The sequence below is a fragment of the uncultured Paracoccus sp. genome (genome assembly GCF_947496875.1).
GTDB lineage: Bacteria > Pseudomonadota > Alphaproteobacteria > Rhodobacterales > Rhodobacteraceae > Paracoccus.
This window is the reverse complement of sequence record NZ_CANMEH010000008.1, coordinates 111,480-131,477: the sequence shown is the minus strand read 5'-3', so window position 1 is coordinate 131,477 and position 19,998 is coordinate 111,480. Positions and strand designations below refer to the sequence as shown.

The 19,998-nt window shown below is 69.5% G+C and carries 15 protein-coding genes and 1 tRNA gene; 4 read left to right on the top strand and 12 right to left on the bottom strand.

What is annotated here, in order from left to right:
• Positions 1-32: 32 nt before the first annotated feature.
• From Q0938_RS11590 to Q0938_RS11555, 8 genes are all read right to left on the bottom strand, one after another.
• Entirely contained in the window at positions 33-728 is a 696-nt protein-coding gene (locus Q0938_RS11590) for a porin family protein (RefSeq protein ID WP_299362373.1), read from the bottom strand.
• Positions 729-899: 171 nt separating this feature from the next.
• Positions 900-3,335 carry a DNA topoisomerase (ATP-hydrolyzing) subunit B gene (gene gyrB / locus Q0938_RS11585; RefSeq protein WP_299362371.1) on the bottom strand — a complete coding sequence of 812 codons (2,436 nt, stop codon included), beginning with the start codon at positions 3,333-3,335 and terminating at the stop codon, positions 900-902.
• A gap of 133 nt (positions 3,336-3,468) precedes the next feature.
• Positions 3,469-4,266: a purine-nucleoside phosphorylase gene (locus tag Q0938_RS11580; protein ID WP_299362369.1), complete on the bottom strand. Its 798-nt coding sequence runs from the start codon at positions 4,264-4,266 to the stop codon at positions 3,469-3,471.
• A 61-nt stretch (positions 4,267-4,327) separates the two neighbouring features.
• Positions 4,328-4,453, bottom strand: a complete 126-nt coding sequence (locus Q0938_RS11575) for a hypothetical protein (protein WP_299362367.1) — start codon at positions 4,451-4,453, stop codon at positions 4,328-4,330.
• Between the two features lie 104 nt (positions 4,454-4,557).
• A complete protein-coding gene (locus Q0938_RS11570) occupies positions 4,558-4,956 on the bottom strand; it encodes a GNAT family N-acetyltransferase (protein WP_299362365.1) in 399 nt (132 codons plus the stop codon).
• Entirely contained in the window at positions 4,953-5,567 is a 615-nt protein-coding gene (gene tsaB, locus Q0938_RS11565; protein WP_299362363.1) for a tRNA (adenosine(37)-N6)-threonylcarbamoyltransferase complex dimerization subunit type 1 TsaB, read from the bottom strand. The genes Q0938_RS11570 and tsaB overlap by 4 nt, the downstream gene beginning before the upstream one ends.
• Positions 5,560-6,120 carry a NifU family protein gene (locus tag Q0938_RS11560; RefSeq protein ID WP_299362361.1) on the bottom strand — a complete coding sequence of 187 codons (561 nt, stop codon included), beginning with the start codon at positions 6,118-6,120 and terminating at the stop codon, positions 5,560-5,562. The genes tsaB and Q0938_RS11560 overlap by 8 nt, the downstream gene beginning before the upstream one ends.
• Positions 6,121-6,220: 100 nt before the next feature.
• Positions 6,221-6,676, bottom strand: a complete 456-nt coding sequence (locus Q0938_RS11555) for a universal stress protein (protein WP_299362359.1) — start codon at positions 6,674-6,676, stop codon at positions 6,221-6,223.
• Between the two features lie 172 nt (positions 6,677-6,848).
• Here Q0938_RS11555 and Q0938_RS11550 point away from each other — a divergent pair, with 172 nt between their 5' ends.
• Positions 6,849-7,163, top strand: coding sequence for a sugar transferase (locus Q0938_RS11550; protein ID WP_299362357.1), 315 nt, complete (start codon positions 6,849-6,851; stop codon positions 7,161-7,163).
• On the opposite strand, the gene truA is transcribed toward Q0938_RS11550, so the two are convergent.
• A complete protein-coding gene (gene truA / locus Q0938_RS11545; protein ID WP_299362354.1) occupies positions 7,135-7,932 on the bottom strand; it encodes a tRNA pseudouridine(38-40) synthase TruA in 798 nt (265 codons plus the stop codon). The two genes, Q0938_RS11550 and truA, sit on opposite strands and share 29 nt — an antisense overlap.
• A 7-nt stretch (positions 7,933-7,939) precedes the next feature.
• On the bottom strand, positions 7,940-8,923 hold the full coding sequence (locus tag Q0938_RS11540; RefSeq protein ID WP_299362352.1) for a 5-bromo-4-chloroindolyl phosphate hydrolysis family protein: 984 nt from the start codon (positions 8,921-8,923) through the stop codon (positions 7,940-7,942).
• Between the two features lie 351 nt (positions 8,924-9,274).
• On the opposite strand from Q0938_RS11540, the gene gcvP reads away from it, so the two are divergent.
• The 3 genes from gcvP (at position 9,275) to Q0938_RS11525 (ending at position 12,762) form a co-directional block, all read left to right on the top strand.
• Positions 9,275-12,109: an aminomethyl-transferring glycine dehydrogenase gene (gene gcvP / locus Q0938_RS11535; RefSeq protein ID WP_299362349.1), complete on the top strand. Its 2,835-nt coding sequence runs from the start codon at positions 9,275-9,277 to the stop codon at positions 12,107-12,109.
• A 57-nt stretch (positions 12,110-12,166) separates the two neighbouring features.
• Positions 12,167-12,601 (top strand): thioredoxin TrxC, encoded by a 435-nt coding sequence (gene trxC / locus Q0938_RS11530; RefSeq protein WP_299362346.1) that lies wholly within the window; start codon positions 12,167-12,169, stop codon positions 12,599-12,601.
• Positions 12,602-12,686: 85 nt separating this feature from the next.
• A tRNA-Ala gene (locus Q0938_RS11525) sits at positions 12,687-12,762 on the top strand.
• A 136-nt stretch (positions 12,763-12,898) separates the two neighbouring features.
• On the opposite strand, the gene Q0938_RS11520 is transcribed toward Q0938_RS11525, so the two are convergent.
• Together Q0938_RS11520 and Q0938_RS11515 are read right to left on the bottom strand one after the other, a co-directional pair.
• Positions 12,899-18,025 carry a translocation/assembly module TamB domain-containing protein gene (locus tag Q0938_RS11520; RefSeq protein ID WP_299362343.1) on the bottom strand — a complete coding sequence of 1,709 codons (5,127 nt, stop codon included), beginning with the start codon at positions 18,023-18,025 and terminating at the stop codon, positions 12,899-12,901.
• Positions 18,025-19,971, bottom strand: coding sequence for an autotransporter assembly complex family protein (locus Q0938_RS11515; RefSeq protein ID WP_299362341.1), 1,947 nt, complete (start codon positions 19,969-19,971; stop codon positions 18,025-18,027). Before Q0938_RS11515 ends, Q0938_RS11520 begins: the two co-directional genes overlap by 1 nt.
• Positions 19,972-19,998: the final 27 nt, after the last annotated feature.

Genomic DNA, 19,998 nt, shown 5'->3' with positions numbered 1-19,998 from the left:
CTGCGGCCTTGTTCAGATCCGGTCGCAGGCGATCAGAACTGGAAGTTCACGCCGACCTTGACGTTGTGGAACGACGGGGTTGCCACGGTCGTCCCGCCCACCACGTCGATGTCGGTCGTGCCGAAATCCCGGTACTCCCATTCGCCGGTGATCGAGGTGCGGTCGTTGATCTTGCGTTCCGCACCCAGTCCCACGACGTAGCCGGTGGCGTCGTAATCGTACTCGTTGCCGGCAACGGTGTAGGTGAAGTCGCCGTGGCTCGCGCCGATGGTCCCGAAGATCAGCGTGTTCGGCTGCACCTCGTAGCCGGTCTTCAGCTTCAGGTCGGCCACGTAGTTCACTTCCGAGGTGACCTCGCCCACGCCGGGGATGTCGATGTCGTCCTCGATGTTGCCGCCCAGGATCGACAGTTCCGGGCCGATCACCCACTGCGACCGCTGCCAGCGATAGCCGGCGCGCAGTTCGGCATTGGCGCCGTTGAGTTCCAGCGTGTCGAAGCTGACCGGTTCCGACGCACCCGGCGCCTGCAGGCCGACCTCGTCATCGCCTTGGAAGGCATAGCCGAGGCTGCCGCCGACATAGCCGCCTTCCCAGCTGCCCACGCTCGGGGCCACGATGACCGGCTCGGGCGGGGCGGCGATCACCGGCGCAGTGAACCCGCCGGCGGTGGCGGAACCTGCGATCCCCAGCGCGGCAGCGCCAGAAAGCATGAGGGTAAGCGTACGCATCGACAATCTCCTGAACACCCGTGGGTTCACGGCACGTGACCGTCTTCACATGGAAATAGGACGGCTAATGGCCTCTGACAAGCTCGGGCGCGACAGTTTCGGGCGCAGTGTCGCATTTGCGGGCTAGGCCGGCGGCCGGGCCGCAACAGACGCCCGATCCGCAGCGCCGGTTCAGGTGTCCAGGTTTTCCACACTCAACGCATTCTGCTGGATGAAGTCGCGGCGCGGCTCGACCACGTCGCCCATCAGTTTGGTGAAGATGTCCTCGGCCTCGGTCACGTCCTCGATGCGGACCTGCAGCAGGGTGCGGGCCACCGGGTCCAGCGTGGTTTCCCACAGCTGTTCGGGGTTCATCTCGCCCAGACCCTTGTAGCGCTGCAGGCTGAGCCCCTTTTCGCCTTCAAGGAAGATCGCCTGCAGCAGCGACAGCGGGCCGGTGATGGTCGTGTCCCGGTCCTTGCGGACCAGCCGGGCGGGGCGGGCATAGACTTCCTGCAGGGCACCGGTCATGGCGCCAAGCCGGCGGCTTTCACCGGAGCGCAGCATCGGTCCTTCCAAAGTGCGTCCCTCTTCCACGCCGCGCACCAGGCGGGACAGGCGGATGCCGCCGTCCTGGGTGGGGCGCCCGGACCAGCCGCGCTCGTATTCCAGGGCGATCATGTCCAGCCGTTCGGCCACCGCCGTTGCGGCGGCCTGCGGATCCTCGTCCACCCGGCCGGGCAGCAGCGCCCCGGCGATGGCGGCCTGTTCGGTGATGTGGGGCGGGTAATGGGTGGGATAGGTGCGCAGCACCCGGCGCGCGGCCCGCGCCTCCTCGACCACGCGGGCCAGGTCGGCGCCGACGATCTCCTCGCCGCCGCCCAGCTTCAGCGTCGCGCCCTCGATGCCCTGCTGGATCAGGTAGTCCTCGAGCGCGGCCTCGTCCTTCAGATACACCTCGGACCGGCCGCGGCTGACCTTGTAGAGCGGGGGCTGAGCGATATACAGGTGCCCCGCCTCGATCAGCTGCGGCATCTGCCGGAAGAAGAAGGTCAGCAGCAGCGTGCGGATATGGGCGCCGTCCACGTCGGCATCGGTCATGATGACGATCTTGTGGTAGCGCAGCTTGCCCAGGTTGAACTCGTCCCGCCCGATGCCGGTGCCGAGCGCGGTGATCAGCGTCCCGATCATGTCGGACGACAGCATCCGGTCGAAGCGCGCGCGCTCGACGTTCAGGATCTTGCCGCGCAACGGCAGCACCGCCTGGTTCTGGCGCGACCGGCCCTGTTTGGCGGATCCACCGGCGCTGTCACCCTCGACGATGAACAGCTCGCTCAGCGCGGGGTCCTTTTCCTGACAGTCGGCCAGCTTGCCGGGCAGGCTGGCCACGTCCATCGCGGTCTTGCGGCGGGTCAGTTCGCGGGCCTTGCGCGCGGCCTCGCGCGCCAGCGCGGCCTCGACGATCTTGCCCAGGATCGACTTGGCCTCGGCCGGATGCTCCTCGAACCACTCGGAGAGTTTTTCGGTCAGCAGGTTCTCGACCGCCGGGCGGACCTCGGACGAGACCAGCTTGTCCTTGGTCTGGCTTGAAAACTTGGGGTCGGGAACCTTGACCGACAGCACGCAGGTCAGCCCCTCGCGGGCGTCGTCGCCGGTAAAGTCGACCTTTTCCCGCCGCGCGATCCCGCTGGACTGCGCATAGCTGTTGATCACGCGTGTCAGCCCGCCCCGGAACCCGGCCATGTGGGTGCCGCCATCGCGCTGCGGGATGTTGTTGGTGAAGGGCAGCACCGTCTCGTGATAGCTGTCGTTCCACCACATCGCGACCTCGACCCCGATGCCGCCGCGTTCGCCGGTGATGAAGATCGGCTCGGGCATCACCGTGGTCTTGCTGCGATCGAGGTACTTGACGAATTCCCGGACGCCGCCCTCGTAGAACAGCTCGGTGCGCAGCGGTTCGGCCGGGCGGTCGTCCTCGAGGATGATGCGCACGCCGCTGTTGAGGAAGGCCAGCTCGCGCAGGCGGTTTTCCAGGGTCTTGAACTGGTAGTCGAGGTTCAGGAAGGTGCCGGTGCCGCCATCGACTCGCGACGAGGCCAGAAACCGGACCTCGGTCCCGCTTTCGCCTGGGGCATCGCCCACGACGCGCAGATGCTCGACCGTATGGCCGCCCTCGAAACGGGCGAAATGTTCCTTGCCGTTGCGCCAGACGCGCAGTTCCAGCCAGTCGCTGAGCGCGTTCACCACGGACACGCCGACGCCGTGCAACCCGCCCGACACCTTGTAGCTGTTCTGGTCGAACTTTCCGCCGGCATGAAGCTGGGTCATGATGACCTCGGCGGCGCTGACGCCCTCGCCTTGGTGCACGTCCACGGGAATGCCGCGGCCGTTGTCGCGAACGCTGACGCTGCTGTCGGCATGGATCTTGACATGCACATAGTCCGCGTGCCCGGCCAGCGCCTCGTCGATGCCGTTGTCCACGACCTCGTAGACCATGTGGTGCAGGCCCGAGCCGTCATCGGTGTCGCCGATATACATGCCCGGCCGCTTGCGCACGGCCTCGAGTCCCTTGAGTACCTTGATGGAATCGGCGCCGTAATGGTTCGGCTGCACCGTGGCTGCGCTCATGCGTCTGTTATCCTGCGGTTGACCCGCATCATATAGCGGTGCGGCCGCCGCTTGTCACGGCAGAGCCACAATATTTTGCGGGATTTCCGCCGCGTAGTGGCACGTATCAGGCTGCTGCCCGGTCCGTCGGCGGTCAGTCGCGCATCAGGCGGCGCAGCACCCTTTCCAGCAGCGCCGCGCCGACCGGGGCCATTGCCTTGGTATGCGCATGGCCGATCGGCTCGGACGACAGCCCCGCGCCCATGTTGGTGATCACCGACACGGCCGCGCAGCGCAGCCCCAGGAACCGGCCCAGGATGATCTCGGGTACCGTGGACATGCCCACGGCGTCGGCGCCCAGCACCCGGGCGGCGCGGATCTCGGCCGGGGTTTCGAAGCTGGGCCCGGAAAACCAGCAATAGACGCCGCCGGGCAGGTCGATGCCCTCGGCTGCGGCGGCTGATCGGAGAGCGGCGCGGATCTGCGGATCGTGGGCATCGGTCATCGGCACGAACCGATCCTCGGACGGCTCGCCGATCAGGGGGTTGGTGCCGGCAAAGGCGATGTGGTCGTCCAGCAACATCAGGCCGCCCGGCGGCATGTCGTCGCGGAGCGATCCGGCCGCGTTGGTCACGATCAGCCGGTCGCAGCCCAGATCGCGCAGCACCTCGAGCGGCAGGCGCATCGCGTCGGCGCGGCCATGTTCATAGTAATGGGCGCGTCCGCCGAACACCGCGACGCGGCGGTCCTCGAACCATCCCACAGACAGCCGTGGCACATGGCCCGACACGCCGGCCGCCGGAAAGCCGTCCAGATCGGCATAGGGGATGGTGGCGCCGTCGACCATGTCGGCGAGGTGGCCGAGTCCGGAGCCGAGGATCAGCCCGTAATCCGGCGGCCGGTCGCCGGCGCGCTCGCGGATGATGCGGGCAAGCTCACCGCTCCTTGACATGGGGTCCTCCTCTGGCGCGGGCGGGGTGGCCTGCCGACGAACCCCGCCAGCATGATCACCGTCAGGACATAGACAGGGCGTTCATCACCGTCGAGGGGATGACGACCGGAGCCAGCTCGATCGCGGGAAAGCGGTTGGCCACGGCCCCCATCAGCCGGAACGGGAACGTCGCGCCCAGGCCCGCCACCGCGCCAGTTGGCAAAGATCAGCGCGCCAGCTAGACATGACCACGCAGGGCGGGCCCCAACGGCAGTCGACGGCGCTACCGGTCCGGGCCGGATCGCCGCCTTGTCACAGGGACGTGGTCAGAATCAGTGCGTCGATGCCCGGGCCGTAATAGCTGCGCCGCAACCCGGATTGCCGCCAGCCCGCCGCAGCATAGAGCGCCTGGGCGGCCCTGTTGTCCGACGCGACCTCCAGATAGCCGCTGCGCGCCCCGCTGCTGCGGGCCTGCCCGGCAAAGTGGTCGAGCAGCGCACGACCGATGCCCTGGCGTCGGTGGTCCGGATCGACAGCCAGGGTCAGCAGCTCGGCCTCGTCCAGCACGGTCCGTCCGATCAGGAAGCCGTGCGGGCGCAGCATCAGAAAGCTGCCGGGCAGGCCGGAAATTTCGGCGATCTCGGCGGCAGACCAGGGGCGTGGGAGGGTGAAGCAGCGGGCGTGCAGCGCCGCCATGTCATCCGTCGTCACGGCAGGATGACCGGCCCGGGATCGCGCGGCGGAGCCGCGTCGGGAGGGCGCAGGTAAACAGGCGCGGGGCGGGGCCAGATCGTCGGGCTATGCCCCACGGTGACGACGTGGCGCCGGGCTGCAAGGCGGGCAATCGCGACGGCGAGCGGCTGGGTGGGTTCGGCACGCGGCGGCCCCGGGGGCAAGGCGTGTTCCGTGCCTTCGGCGGGGTCGGTCAGCGGGCCGTCGGGTCCGAAATCCTGCCAGAACACCTGCCCGGCCCGTCCGGGTACCAGGGCGCGGCAGGGGCGGGCCGCATCCAGCGTGGCAGCCTCGGTCACCGTCACGCCGATCGCGGGGATGGAAAGCGACAGCGCCAGTCCGCGCGCGGCCGCCACGCTGATCCGGATGCCGGTGAAGTTGCCCGGACCGATGCCGACTCCGATGCAGGTCAGATCGGCCCATCCCGCCCCGGCCTCGGCCAGCAGCTCGTCGAGCAGCGGAAACAGCCGCTCCGCCTGGCCCCGGGGCATCGGCTCGATCCGATGCGCCAGCACCCGGTCACCCGAAACGACAGCGGCCGCGCAATGCGCGGCCGACGTGTCGAAGCCGAGCGTCAGCGCGTCAGGCAACCGGCCGCACTTCGGTGACCTCGGGGATGTAATGGCGCAGCAGGTTCTCGATCCCCATCTTCAGCGTCAGGGTGGACGACGGGCAGCCGGCGCAGGCGCCCTTCATGTGCAGATAGACGACGCCGCGGTCGAACCCGTGGAAGGTGATGTCGCCGCCGTCCTGCGCCACGGCCGGGCGGACCCGCGTGTCCAGCAGTTCCTTGATCTGGTCCACGATTTCGGAGTCCGGGCCCGAATGGGGCGTGTGCCCGTCGTCGGCGGCGGTCGTCTCGACGATGGCGGGCTGGCCGGACTGGTAATGTTCCATGATCGCGCCCAGCACCGACGGCTTGATCTGATCCCAGACCGCCGCGTCGGTCTTGGTCACCGTCACGAAGTCATGGCCCAGAAACACGCCCGTGACCCCGGGAACCGCGAACAGCCGCTGGGCCAGCGGGCTGTTGCCCGCCCCTTCGGCGGCGGGGAAATCGGCGGTGCCGGCCGACATGACGGTCTCGCCCGGCAGGAACTTCAGCGTGGCGGGGTTCGGCGTCGTTTCGGTCTGGATGAACATGGCAGGCTCCTTTGACCTTGGGATATGGTCCCCCATGCCCCCGCGGTCAAGCGCGGCCGCGGCTGGGACCAGTGGCCAAAGTCCGAAGCGTGTCCATCGCTCAGGTGATTTCCTTCAGCCGGTCCAGCGAGATGTCGCCGGGCACGATGGTCAGCGGGCAGGGCAGCTGCGCGACGTCGCGCAACAGACGGGTGACCAGCGGCCCGGGCCCCGACCCGTCGCTGGCGGCACCCAGCACGCAGATCCCGATTTCCGGGTCGGCGCTGATCTGGGCGAGCAACTCGGTCGAGGGCTCACCTTCGCGGATGACCAGTTCGGGTTCGACCCCCGGGCGTTCGCGCATCCATTTGGCAAACACCTGAAAATGCGCCTCGATCCGCTCGGTCGCCTCCTGCCGCATGACGTCGGCCACGCCGAACCCGTGCTGGATCTCGTCTGCGGGAATCACCGCCAGCACCTGCACCGTGCCGCCGGTCGCCGCGGCGCGCAGGGCCGCGAACCTGATCGCGTTCAACGATTCGCGCGTGTCGTCCAGGACGACCAGGAACTTGCGCAAAGACTTTCCTTCCGGGCAGGATTCAGGGTCGGGGCACCGTGGCAAAAACGCTGCCCTTCTGCAAGATTCGGTGAGTTCTCCGGCCGATGCATTCCCTTTAAGGAGACGTGATGCTAGGGCTGCCGTGAAGGTCGAGACCAGGATGGAAGGGGCGTGGTGACTGCGCGGCGACATGAGCTTCGTGGGACCGCGGCCGCCGCTGCGCGAATATGTCGAGCGCTTTCCCGTCGAATACAGCCAGGTTCTGCGTACGAGGCCGGGGGTGACCGGGCTTGCCACGCTGATCTATCACGCGCATGAGGACAAGATCATGGCAGCCTGCCCGTCCGCCGAGGCGACGGAGCGGGCCTATTATCGCCGCTGCCTGCCGACCAAGCTGCAGCTGGACATGATCTACCAGCGCCGCCGGACCTTGGCGCTGGACCTGTGGATCGTCTGGAATACCGTGATGACGGTGATCATCCCGAACTGGAAGCGGGTCCGCTGAACGGGTCCTGGGGGTAGCCCACCCCGGCAAGGTACAGCCCCTGCGGCGGGCAGACCGGGCCGCACTGGCTGCGGTCGCGGGCCATCAGCGCCTGTGCCACGCGCTCGGGCGGCCAGGCCCCGGCACCGACACGCTCCAGCGTGCCGACGATGGACCGCACCTGGTTGTGCAGGAACGACCGCGCCCGCAGGTGAAACCGGTATTCGGTTCCGTGGCCGGCCGGGTGCAGGGCGATGGTGATCTCGTCCAGCGTCTTCACCGGACTGGCTGACTGGCACATGGTGGACCGGAACGTGGTGAAATCATGGCGGCCGATCAGATGGGAGGCCGCCTGCCGCATGGCGCCGACATCGAGCGGCTGGCGCACCTGCCACACCTGCCCGCGGCCGTGCACGGCCGGCGCGCGCCGCGCCAGCAGGCGAAAGCAGTAGCGCCGTTCCGTTGCCGTGAACCGGGCGTGGAAGTCGTCGGGCACCCGGGCTGCGGCGAGCACCGCGACCGGATCGGGCTTCAGATGCCAGTTCAGCGCCTCGGCCAGCCGGAACGGGTCCCAAGCCCGTACCAGATCGGCATGTGCCACCTGGCCGGTCGCATGAACACCCGCATCGGTCCGGCCCGCGGCCACGATCCGGGCGCCCGCGGCAAAGCCGGGGTCGAGCGCCGCCAGCGCCCGTTCCACGGCGGCTTGGACGGAGGGCTGGCCGGCCTGCGCCTGCCACCCCGCGAAGGGCCGGCCGTCATATTCCAGCTTCAGCGCATAGCGCGGCATCGACAGGTCAGCGCCCGGCCTTCTGGTCGGCCGGCATGCGGAACAGATCCTCGGCCTTTGCGGCCGACGGCTGGCTGCCGATCAGAGGCGTTTCCGACGGCATCCGCACCCCTTCGCGCGCCAGCCGGTCCCGCAGGACGCTGATCTCGATCTCCATGTCGGTCCGGCCGCCTTCGTGCAGGCGCTGGGAGAGGGCCGAGAAGTTGCGTTCCAGATCGGTCAGCAGCGCCTCGTAGTCGGCGCGGGCCCGCGGATCATGGGTCTGGGCGTAGAGGTCGGCGAACTTCACCGTCGCGTCGCGGGCCCCCATCAGGTAGACGCTCAGATACCGCCGGGCGGCGGACAGATCGTCCGGGTCCTGTTCGACCCGGTCGAACAGGTTGCGCGCGGTCGCCGCAAAGATGTTGACCCGCGCCTCGAGCTGGCGGTCCCGGGTGCGCAGGATCGCGTCCGACATGCCCTTCAGGTAGTTCTCGGCTTCTTCCAGCATCCGGGCGACCCGGTCCTGCTGGAACTGGTCGACGCCCTCCATCCCCTTGTCCTTGGTCGGATCGGGGCCGAAGGCAAACCAGTGCAGGATAGCCGCGGTGAAGCCCAGCACGCCGGCGCCCGCCACCGCGTCGGGTTCGACGGCGCCCACGGCAATGCCGAGCCCCGTGACGATGCCGCCGAACAGCTTGCGCGGAATTGCGGGGCGCCGGGCCAGGCGACGCGCGTCATAGGCCGCTTCGGCCTGCAGCCCTTCGCGGGTCAGCCACATGCCGCCGGCGATCAGCCCGAACCCTGCAAGACTGGTCGCCAACTCGAAGGGGGTGCCCTGAACGAATGCGCCCAGCAGGAACGGCGTGGCCATCACCGTGACCCAGGTGGTCCGGGTTTCGAACTTGTGCCGCGCCTCGCCAGGTCGCGGCGCCGAGGGCAGCGGTGCTGCAGCGTTGCCGGACTGCCGACCGGGACCAGGTGAATACTTGCCGCCGAAACGCCGTGCCATGGCCCGCCTCAGCCCGCGCCGACGAGCGAGGCGTAGAGCGTCACACCCATCAGAAGGTAGAACGACAGGCGATGCATCGCAGCGCGGGACATGGCGATCCTTTCCGGGCTTTACTCATGTCCCATATCGGGCGGACGGCCCGCGTGATCAACCCGCGAGCGGCGGGCTTGTTCCGCACCGGCGACGTGTCGGATTCTACAGGCTTCGCGGCAGCCTCGAAGCTGCGGTATCGCCCGTCCCGGAATGGGCCTTGTCCCCGACGAGAGGCAATTTATGCTGGCGGCCGAAGCGCGCGGCGGCTGTCGGCGCATCGCCCCCGCCGGTCCGCCGGCCGTCATGCAGAGCACGCCGATGACCCGCTGGACCCCCACCGACTACGACCCGGACGACTTTGCCAACCGTCGTCATATCGGCCCCAGCCCGGCCGAGATGGCCGAGATGCTCAAGGCCGTCGGGGTCGCCAGCCTGGACGAGCTGATCGACCAGACGGTGCCGGAATCGATCCGGCAGGCCGACCGGCTGGACTGGCCGGCCCTGTCGGAACGCGAGTTGCTGGCGCTGATGCGCGAGGTGGCGGGGCAGAACCGGGTGATGACCAGCCTGATCGGGCAGGGGTATTACGGCACGGTCACGCCGCCGGCGATCCAGCGCAACATCCTTGAAAATCCCGCCTGGTACACGGCCTACACGCCCTATCAGCCGGAAATCGCGCAGGGGCGGCTGGAAGCCTTGCTGAACTACCAGACGATGGTCGCCGATCTGACCGGCCTGCCCATCGCCAATGCCAGCCTGCTGGACGAGGCGACGGCGGCGGCCGAGGCGATGGCGATGGCGCATCGGGTGGCGAAATCCAAGGCCAAGGCGTTCTTCGTCAGCGACAACCTGCACCCGCAGACGATCAGCGTGATCGCGACCCGCGCCGAACCGCTGGGGATCGAGATCATCCGCGGCGCCCCCGCCGACTGCGACCCGGCGGCGGTGTTCGGCGCGATCTTCCAGTATCCGGGCACGTTCGGCCATATCCGTGACATCACGGCCGAATGCCAGGCGCTGCACGAGGCCGGCGCCGTGGCCATCGTCGCGACCGACCTGCTGGCGCTCTGCCTGCTGCGGGAGCCCGGCGCGATGGGCGCCGACATCTGCGTGGGGTCATCCCAGCGGTTCGGCGTGCCGATGGGCTATGGCGGCCCGCACGCGGCATTCATGTCCTGCCGGGACGACTTCAAGCGGGCGATGCCGGGGCGGATCGTGGGGGTGTCGATCGATGCCGCCGGGCGGCAGGCCTATCGCCTGGCGCTGCAGACCCGCGAACAGCATATCCGGCGGGAAAAGGCGACCTCAAACGTTTGCACGGCGCAGGCGCTGCTGGCGGTGATGGCCTCGTTCTATGGCGTGTTCCACGGCCCCGTGGGCCTGCGCGCGATCGCGCAGCGCGTGCATCTGCACGCGGCCACGCTGGCCAACGCGCTGCGTGCCGCCGGGGCAGAGGTCGACCCCGATGCGTTCTTCGACACGATCACGGTGCGCGTCGGTGTCGGGCAGGCCGGGATCCTGGCGGCAGCACGACACCGCGGCATCAACCTGCGCGCGGTCGGGCGCGACCGGGTCGGGATCTCGGTGGACGAGACGACCGACGCCGGCGTGATCGCGCGGGTGCTGGACGCGTTCGGCATCGTTGATCCGGCGGAACCGGCCACGGCACCGGCGATCCCCGACGATCTAATGCGGACCAGCGACTTCATGACCCATCCGGTGTTCCACATGAACCGGGCGGAATCCGAGATGATGCGGTACATGCGGCGGCTGTCGGACCGGGATCTGGCGCTGGACCGGGCGATGATCCCGCTGGGGTCCTGCACGATGAAGCTGAACGCCGCGGCCGAGATGATGCCGATCACCTGGCCCGAGTTTTCCGCGCTGCACCCCTTTGCCCCGGCCGATCAGGCGGCGGGCTATCACCGCGTCTTTGCCGACCTGACCGACAAGCTGTGCGCAATCACCGGCTATGACGGGTTTTCACTGCAGCCGAACAGCGGCGCCCAGGGCGAATACGCGGGGTTGCTGACGATCGCCGCCTATCACCAGGCGCAGGGCGAGCATCGCGACATCTGCCTGATCCCGGTCAGCGCGCATGGCACCAACCCCGCCAGCGCCCAGATGGCCGGGATGCGGGTCGTCGTGGTGAAATCCGCGCCGAACGGCGACATCGATCTGGAAGACTTCGCCGACAAGGCGGCGGCCGCGGGCGACCGGCTGGCGGCGGTGATGATCACCTATCCGTCGACCCATGGCGTGTTCGAGGACACGGTGCGCGAGGTCTGCCGGATCACCCATGACCATGGCGGGCAGGTCTATATCGACGGCGCGAACATGAATGCGCTGGTCGGGCTGGTGAAGCCCGGCGAGATCGGCGGCGATGTCAGCCACCTGAACCTGCACAAGACCTTTGCCATCCCGCATGGCGGCGGCGGCCCGGGCATGGGCCCGATCGGGGTCAAGGCGCATCTGGCCCCCCATCTGCCCGCCGATCCGCGCGACGGCATCGGTGCGGTCAGCGCGGCGCCCTGGGGGTCAGCCTCGATCCTGCTGATCTCGTGGGCCTACATCCTGATGATGGGCGGCGCGGGGCTGACCCAGGCGACCCGGGTGGCGATCCTGAACGCGAACTACATCGCCGCGCGGCTGGCGGGGCGCTATCCGATCCTGTTCATGGGCAACCGGGGCCGGGTCGCGCATGAATGCATCGTCGACACGCGGCCCTTCGCGGCCGAGGGCGTGACGGTCGACGACATCGCCAAGCGGCTGATCGACACCGGGTTCCATGCGCCCACGATGAGCTGGCCGGTGCCGGGCACCCTGATGGTCGAGCCGACCGAGTCCGAGACCAAGGCCGAGCTGGACCGCTTCATCACGGCCATGCTGGCGATCCGCGACGAGATCGCCGATGTCGCGGAAGGTCGCGTCGACGCCGACGCCTCGCCCCTGCGTCACGCCCCGCACACGGTCGAGGATCTGCTGGGCGCGTGGGAGCGGCCCTATACCCGCGAACAGGGCTGCTTCCCCCCGGGCGCGTTCCGGGTGGACAAGTACTGGCCGCCCGTGGGCCGGGTCGACAACGTGCATGGGGACCGCCACCTGATCTGTACCTGCCCGCCCGTCGAAGCCTATGCCGAGGCGGCCGAGTGACTTGATCGGCGGCTTGCCGGTGATCATATCCGGGTTGTCGCATATGAGAGAGGCGCCATGCCGAGCACCCACACGCTGACCTGCCTGGAATGCGGTCAGGGCAATCGTCTGCCCGCGGACCGGCTGAAGGCAGCCCCCCGATGCGGCACCTGCGGCGCAGCCTTGGTGCCGGGCAAGCCGGTGGCCGTCGATCTGGCCACCCTTGAAAAGGCCGCGCGGCGCGACACGCTGCCGCTGCTGGTCGATTTCTGGGCGCCCTGGTGTGGTCCCTGCCGGGCGATGGCACCGGAATTCGAAAAGGCGGCAGGGCTTCTGTCCGGACGTGCGCGGCTTGCCAAGATCGACACCCAGAGCCATCCGGACGCGTCCATCCGCTTTGACATCCGCGGCATCCCGGCCTTCATCCTGTTCCGCGACGGGCGCGAAGCGGCGCGGCTGGCCGGGGCCCGCCCGGCGCCGCAACTGGTCGAGTGGGTGACCCAGCAGGGCTGACCACCTTCGGCACCCGGCCGGTGGTTCCGCATCTGCAAGGCCCGGCTTGACATCACGCCGCACCGGCGTCAGATACCGCCACCGTGGGGCCGTAGCTCAGTTGGTAGAGCGCATCGTTCGCAATGATGAGGTCAGGGGTTCGATTCCCCTCGGCTCCACCAGGTATCCATAAGCTTGTTTGCGGGTGAAACGGCGCAGCTGGATACCAAGCCTGCACGCTGTCAAAGGGGGAGGGTAGGCGGCGAAGCCGATAGCCGATCCGCCAAGTCCCTTGACCTCCAGCTGCCGCAACCTGCCTCAGTAATCCCGTTCGTAGAACAGGCCCAGCGTGCTTTCGCCGTCGCTGGCCACCGACCCGCGTGCGGTCAGCTCGTCCGAGACATCCAGGTTGAGGTTGATCTGCGACGTGCCCTCGGCGTCGACCTCGACATCGGTGTAAAGGTTGCGGGACAGGTACTTGCCGGCGCGCACCGACACCTCGCCGTTGTCGTCGGTCGTCAGGTCGAGATCGTCCAGCCCGACCGAGCCGCGCAGCTGCGACACGATCCCCTCGCTGCCGGTACCGGCCAGCACGGCGATCGCATTCGCGAGCTGCGCGGCCTGCAGGGCGCTGATGTTGTCCAGGCCGCGGCCGAACAGCAGTTGCGACAGCACCTCTTCCTCGGGCAGGTCGGGGTCCGATTCGAACCGGATGTCGGGGCTGCGCAGGTCGCCGTCGATGATGATCCGCGTGGTGATGCCGTCCTGCTGCGTCTCGGCCACCAGGCGCAGCACCGGCACCAGGTCGCCTTGCAGCTCGATCAGGCCCTCGGTCATCGTGAACCGCTTGCCCAGCAGGTCCACCCGACCGCGGATCAGCTCCAGCTGTCCGACCGGCACGACGGTGCGGGCGGTGCCGGTCAGCCGGATCTGGCCGCCCAGTTCGGCGTCGACCCCGCGGCCGCGGACGAACACCTGGTTGGGGGCGTCGATCGTCAGATCCAGCCGGGCCGCCACCTGGGGCGGCGAGGCGGGCGGACCGGCCAGCCCGGCGATGCGGCTGTCGGCGCTGGGAAATGGCAGCAGCCCGGCCTTGGCGCGGGTCCCGCGCACCGGCGGCCGGTCGCCCAAATGGGTGATGTCGGGGATCGCCCTGGCACCACCCAGCCCCGTCGACGGGATCCGGAACTCGGTTTCCCGCAGGACGATGCGTCCGGCGATCAGCGGCCCGTCGGCGGTGGCGCCGGTGATGGTGACCGCGCCGTCGGCGACGGTCTCGTAGAGGTTCGGGTCGCGCAGGACCACGCCGTCCAGCGTCGTCCGCAGGTCCAGCAGCGGGGTGCCTCCGCGCAGATCGACCGTCCCCGCCAGCGTCAGCCGCCCGCCGGCCTGGAAATTGCCGGCGGCGGCCACGTCGATGACGCCGTTGCGCAGGTCGGCGGTCGCGGCCAGGTCATCGATGCGCAGGCCAAGCCGCGGGTCGGACAGGCGCGCGCCCGGCAGGCGGATCGTCCCGCTGAGCGCGTCTGTCGAGGGCGGCCCCTGCATTTGCAGGTCGAAGTTGACCGGCCCCTCGATCGAGCGCACCCGCAGGAACGGGTTCGCGATGGCCGCGTCGGTCACCCCCGCGATGCGCAGGTCGGTGCTGGACCCGTCGCGCGCGGCGGTGCCGCTGATCTGCGCGCGGGTGCCGCCCGGGGCAGTCGCCGCGATGTCCACGACAAGGCTGTCGCCCTGCTGACGGATCGTTCCGGTCGCCGTCGCCGGGCCGGGCAGGCCGGGCACGACCTGGCCGAGGTCCGACAGGGCGGCGTCGACGGTCAGCCCGGCACCGGGATCGCCCTGCGCGCTCAGCCGCAGCTGCCCGTTGCGGACGTCCAGCCGCTCTACCGCGACGCCGCCGGCGTCCTGGGTGGCGGCCAGGTCGAAGGTCGTCTGCCCGGACAGCAGCGGGTCGATCCTGTCCTGTCCGATCGACAGCCCGGTTGCCGTGCCCTCGGCGGTGATGCGCCGCACCCCGTCGCCGGCATCGACCAGCCGGCCGCTGGCGGCCAGCGCGCCGTCGATGCCCCGCCCCAGGAACTCCAGAGTCTCGGCCTGAACGGTGGCGGTCAGGTCGGTGCCCCCCCGGCCGACCGTACCCTGCGCATCGGCGGTCAGCCGCGCGTTGCGGACCGTCGCATCCTCGATCGTCAGGATGCCGTCGCGGTCGACGCCGCGCAGGGTGACCTGGGTGGGTCCGGCCAGCGCCGCGTCCAGGTTGGCCTGGCCCAGCGACAGGTCATTCGCGGTGCCGTCCAGGATCAGCCTTCGTGCCCCGTCCCCGTCATCGGCTAAGCTGGCATCGGCCACGAAGGATCCCTGCCAGCCAAGCCCCAGCGCGGCCAGGTCGCGCAGATCGACCCGGCCCTGCAGGTCGGTCCGGGCGCCAACGGTGCCGGTCGCGGTCACCTGCGCCTTGGGGTTGTCGATCACCGCCTGGTCGATGCTGAACACGCCGTCGCGCTCGGTCGCACGGACCGCCAGACGGGTTTCGCCGTCCAGCACGCCGTCGACATTCGCCTGTCCCAGCCGCAGATCGCGGCCCACGCCGTCGACGGTCAGCTGACGCGCCCCGGACCCGTCATCGGCGAAACTGCCGCTGGCCTGCAGCGAGCCGCCCCAGCCCAGCCCCAGATCGCCCAGATCGGCGATTTCCAGGCGGCCGGTCAGATCGGTATCGCCCTTGCCCAGCCGGCCCTCGGCCCGGATCTCGGCCCGCTCGTTCGCGATCTCGCCCTGTTCGAGGACAAATCCGTCGGCCTGCTGAACCCCGCGGATCGCGATGCGGGTGGTGCCGGCCAAAACCCCGTCGGCCTGTTCCTGTCCCAGCGACAGGTCCTCGCCTGTCCCGGTCACGTCCAGCCGGCGGCCCCCCTCACCGTCATCGGCCAGCGAACCGGTCAGGGCCAGCGATCCGCGCCATCCGCGGCCGAACGCGGCCAGCGACCGGATGTCGACGCTTCCCTGCAGGTCGGTGACGTTCTCGCCGATCTGTCCCTGGGCACGCGCGCTCATCTGCTGATTGTCCAGTTCCAGCGTCTCGACCGTGATGATCCCGTCCCGCTGGGCGGCCTGCAGGCGCAGCTGCGTCACGCCGGTCAGGGCGCCGTCCACGTCGGCCTGCCCCAGACGCAGATCGTTGCCTGTGCCGGTCAGGTCCAGATGCCGGGTGCCGTCGCGTTCGGTGACGGTCGCCTGCGCCCGCAGGCCGCCGGACCAGCCCCGACCCAGCACCGAGATGTCTGGCATGGCAAGGTCGAACCGCGCGTCTACCGCGCCCCGGGCCAGGCTGCCTTCGCCGTCGACCGTGATCTGCGGATTGGCCAGCCGCAGTTCCTGCAGCTGAAAGGCGCCGTCCTGCTGCTGGGCGAGGACGGTCAGGTTGGTGACGCCCTGTAAGGCGCCGTCCAGCTCGCTGATCCCGAGGACGAGGTCGGTGGCTTCGCCGTTGATGGCGACCCGCCGGGCGCCGCTCGCGCCGGACAGCACCGCCTCGGCGGTCAGGCTGCCGGCCATCTCGGGATCCGCGTCAGTCAGGCTGGCCAACTGCAGCGTCGCCCTGATATCCGCCATCTCGCTGGTCAGCAGCCCCTGCGCCTGAGCGATCAGCCGCTGGGCGTTGATGGTGAGGTCCCGCAGGTCGATGCCGTCCTCGTCCCGGCGCACGCTCAGCGTGATGGTGGAATCCTCGGCCAGCAGCCGGTCGAGCTGTTCCTGGTCAACGGTGATGTCGGTGCCGTGCACCTCGGCCTCGATGTCGAAGCCGCGGGACAGCACGGTGTAGAGGCCGGTCAGCCGGGCTGCCGCCTGCCCGGTCAGCGGCCGCCCCGCCAACGTGGACAGGCGCGACAGGTCCTCGTAGCCGGCGTCCATCTCGCCCGAGATGGTGATGCCGCTGCGCAGCCCGTCGGCAAGAAGGGTGCCGAACAGGCCGAAACCCTCGCCGGTCACGGACAGGTCGGTCAGCTCCATCGCGTTGCCGGGGGTCAGGTCGAAGCGGGTCTCCCCGTTTATCGTGCGGCCCAAGGCCTGCTGCAGCCCCGCATCCGCCAGCGCCAGATCATCGGCGCCGAACACGATCTGGCCCACGACCTGTTCCAGATCGCCGTCCGCCAGCACCACGCTGCCGCTGCCGTCCAGGGTCAGGGCCCCGATCCGGTCGCCGTTGCGGATCAGGTCGCCGATCCGGCCGCGCGCGGTCCAGCTGTCGCCCTGCGCCGCGTCATAGGAAATCTGCAGGCTGCCTGACTGCACCGTCGTGACCTCGCGCCCCAGCGGCAGGCGGACGGGCAGGGTGGTCGCGCCCGCATCCTCGCCCAGCGACAGCAGGATCACGACCGACTGGGGCGCCCCCGTTTCGTTCAGGGCCAGCGAACCGGACAGGTTCAGCCCCTCGGTGTCGACCAGCAGCACCGGCAGCGACAGCTGCCCGTCCTGACCGCGCCATCCCTCGGCGAGCAGCGTCGATTCGGGGCCGAAGAAGGTGCGGTTGTCCGGCGGCAGCAGGCTGGCGACGTCGCCGGTCAGCTCCAGCCGGAACCCGGTTCCGGGGGTCCCGTCAGGACCGGTCTGCGCGTGCGCCGAGGCGCGACCGGTTACGCGGTCCTGCCCGTCGGTGGCCAGCCTGATGTCGGCCATGAAGTCCGACAGCGGCCCTTCGCCGCTGATCTCGGCGCGCAGCGCGGGTTTGTCGTAGAGATCGACCAGATTGGCGAACAGCCCGTCGCGCGCCTCGTCCAGAGTCAGGGCAAGTCGCAAGTTGCGGGTTTCGTTCGAGAACGCGGCATCCAGGGCGAAGACGCCGGTCTTGCCGTCCACCCGCTCGATGCGCAGCTGTGCCTCGCCCTCGCCGCCACCCAATTGCATCGAGCCGGCGACGCTGACGGCGGCCTCCTCGCCGATCACCGGCTCGCCCAGTTCGACCCGCTCGGCCGCGATCCGGGCGATGTTGACCGACACGGGCAGGGTGGGCAGCTGGAATTCCCTGATCTCGGGGGTACGGGCCTGGCGCTCGCCGGCGGGCAGGCGGGGCAGACGGATCTCGCGGGCCGACAGTTCCTCGATCTCGATGCGTCGCCCGAACAGGGCCGAGCGGTCCCACTGGATCGCCCCATCAAGCAGTTCGATCCACACCCCCTCGGCATCGGCGATGGTAATCGAGTCGAAGGTGGCGCGGGACGACAGCGCGCCGTCGAACCCGGTGATCACGACCCGGCGGCCCGCGTCGGACAGGTTGCGTTCCAGAAAGCGGGTCAGAAACCCTCGGTCGTCCTCGACCTCCGCCGACAGTTCGGCCGCATCCGTGGCCACGTCCCCGGGGGTCGCCGTTCCCGTCGCCTCGGTCTGCGCAAACCCGAGCGTTGGTGCCAAGATCAGCCACAGGGCAAGAAGAAGCCGGATCATCAGAATGCCTGTCCCAGGCCCAGATAGACCTGAACCCCCTCGCCGGTATCGCCGCCCACCGGCCCGGCCACGTCGAAGCGCAGCGGGCCGATGGGGGTGTTGTACCGCACGCCGACCCCGGCGCCTGCGTGCCAGTCGCTGTCGCCGTCCCAGCCCGAATCGGTCCAGACCCGCCCGGCATCGGCAAAGGCGGCCAGCCCGAACCGTTCGCGCACCTGATAGCGCAACTCGGCCGTGGCATTCGCGACGCTCATGCCGCCGGTCTTGATCGGGCCCTCGCTCGAGGAAATCGCCCGCACCCCGAGCGACTGGTAGGGCTGGCCGCGAACCGATCCGCCGCCACCCGAATAGAACAGGTATTCGCGCGGTGTCTCGACGATCTCGGGACCCAGGATCGACCCGGCGCGGGCCCGGCCCGCCAGGGTCAGGCGGTCGTCCTGGCCAAAGCTGCGATAGGTGCGCCCCTCGCCCAGGACGCGCAGCCCCGATCCGGTTTCGTCGTCAGCGCCCGCGAACGGGGTGACTTCTCCGCTCAGCCAGAAGCCCCGCTTGGCGTCGGTTTCCAGCGGCTCGCGTCGATCCCACGTGATTTCGGTGGGCAGCGCGACCACCGCGAAATCCGATGCATCGTCGGGGTCGGTCACGCGCGACCGGCGATATTCCAGCGCGACATCGCCGGTCAGCCGCTCGCTGGGCTGGTATCGGAAGCCCAGACCCAGAACACCCAGGTCCTGGTCGTAGTCTTCTTCTCGCAGGCGCTCGGCGCCCGCCTCGACATAGGCGGTGGTGTCCGCATTGGGCGTCGCCGGCCGCTCGACCCTCACCCACACGCGGCTGTCGCGGCCCGACAGGCCGGAGCCGATGTCGCCCACCTCGGCATCGACCCGCAGCCGCTCGCCCCCGCCCAGCAGGTTGCGATGCATCCAGTAGCCCGAGACGCGGGCGCCATCGACGGAGCTGATCTCGAACCCCGCGCCGACTCGGCGGGGCTTCTGCTCGACCACCGTCAGGTTGACGTCCAGCGTGTCGTCGGGGCCGAGGAAATCGGCCTCTTCCAGGGTGATGGCGGAAAAGACGCCGGCACGGCGCAGGCGCCGGCGCACGGTTTCCAGCTCGTCGGGGTCGAAGACCTCGCCGGACGGGAATCCGGCGATCTTGCGAAGCCGGCGCGGGTCCATGCGCTGGTTGCCCGCAATCGTCAGCGTGCCGAACCGGACGGCCGGGCCGGGCGTCAGGGCGATGCGGCTGTCCACCGTCGCGGTCGGGTGGTCGGCGGTGATCGCCGTCGCCGCAACCTCGGCCTTGGCATGGCCCTGCTGCCGCCATCCCTCGACCCCGGCGCGGGCGGCCCGCCGCATGGTGGAGGTTTCCGCGACCTCGCCCGCGGCATAGTCCGTGGGCAGATCGGTTTGTGGCGCCACGGGTGCGATCTGCGCCCGGCTGTAGCGGAAGGCCGGGCCGGGATCGACATTCACCACGACCTGACGCACCACCGCGGGCGCATCCAGCGGCGCGATGGTTGCGGCCTCGACCCCGTCCAGGCGGATGTCGATCACCACGCTGTAATGGCCGTTGTCGTATAACGTGCCCAGGATCCGCGCATAATCGGCCCGGGCGGCAGCCAGGATGTCCTGGCCGGTCACCCGACCCTCCTGCAGCGCGCCGGTCAGCAGGGAGGTGTTGCGGATGGCCCGTTCCAGCCCCCCGTCGTCCCCTGCCACGCGAAACTGCAGATCGACCGGCGAGTTGGTGCCCGGTCTGCCCCCGAACAGGCTCGAAAACGGCGACGAGATCGGCGCCAGGGATCCGGCGGACTGGGCTGGTGCCATCAGGGGTGCCGCGATCAATGCGGCCACAAGCCCCGTGCCCCACAGGACGGCGGCCGAATTGTCGGACTGCCCCTGTCGGCCGGCGCGACGCCGCCCGTGCCCCCGGTTGATGTGCATCGCTGCCTGCCCGCTCGCTTCGGTCTT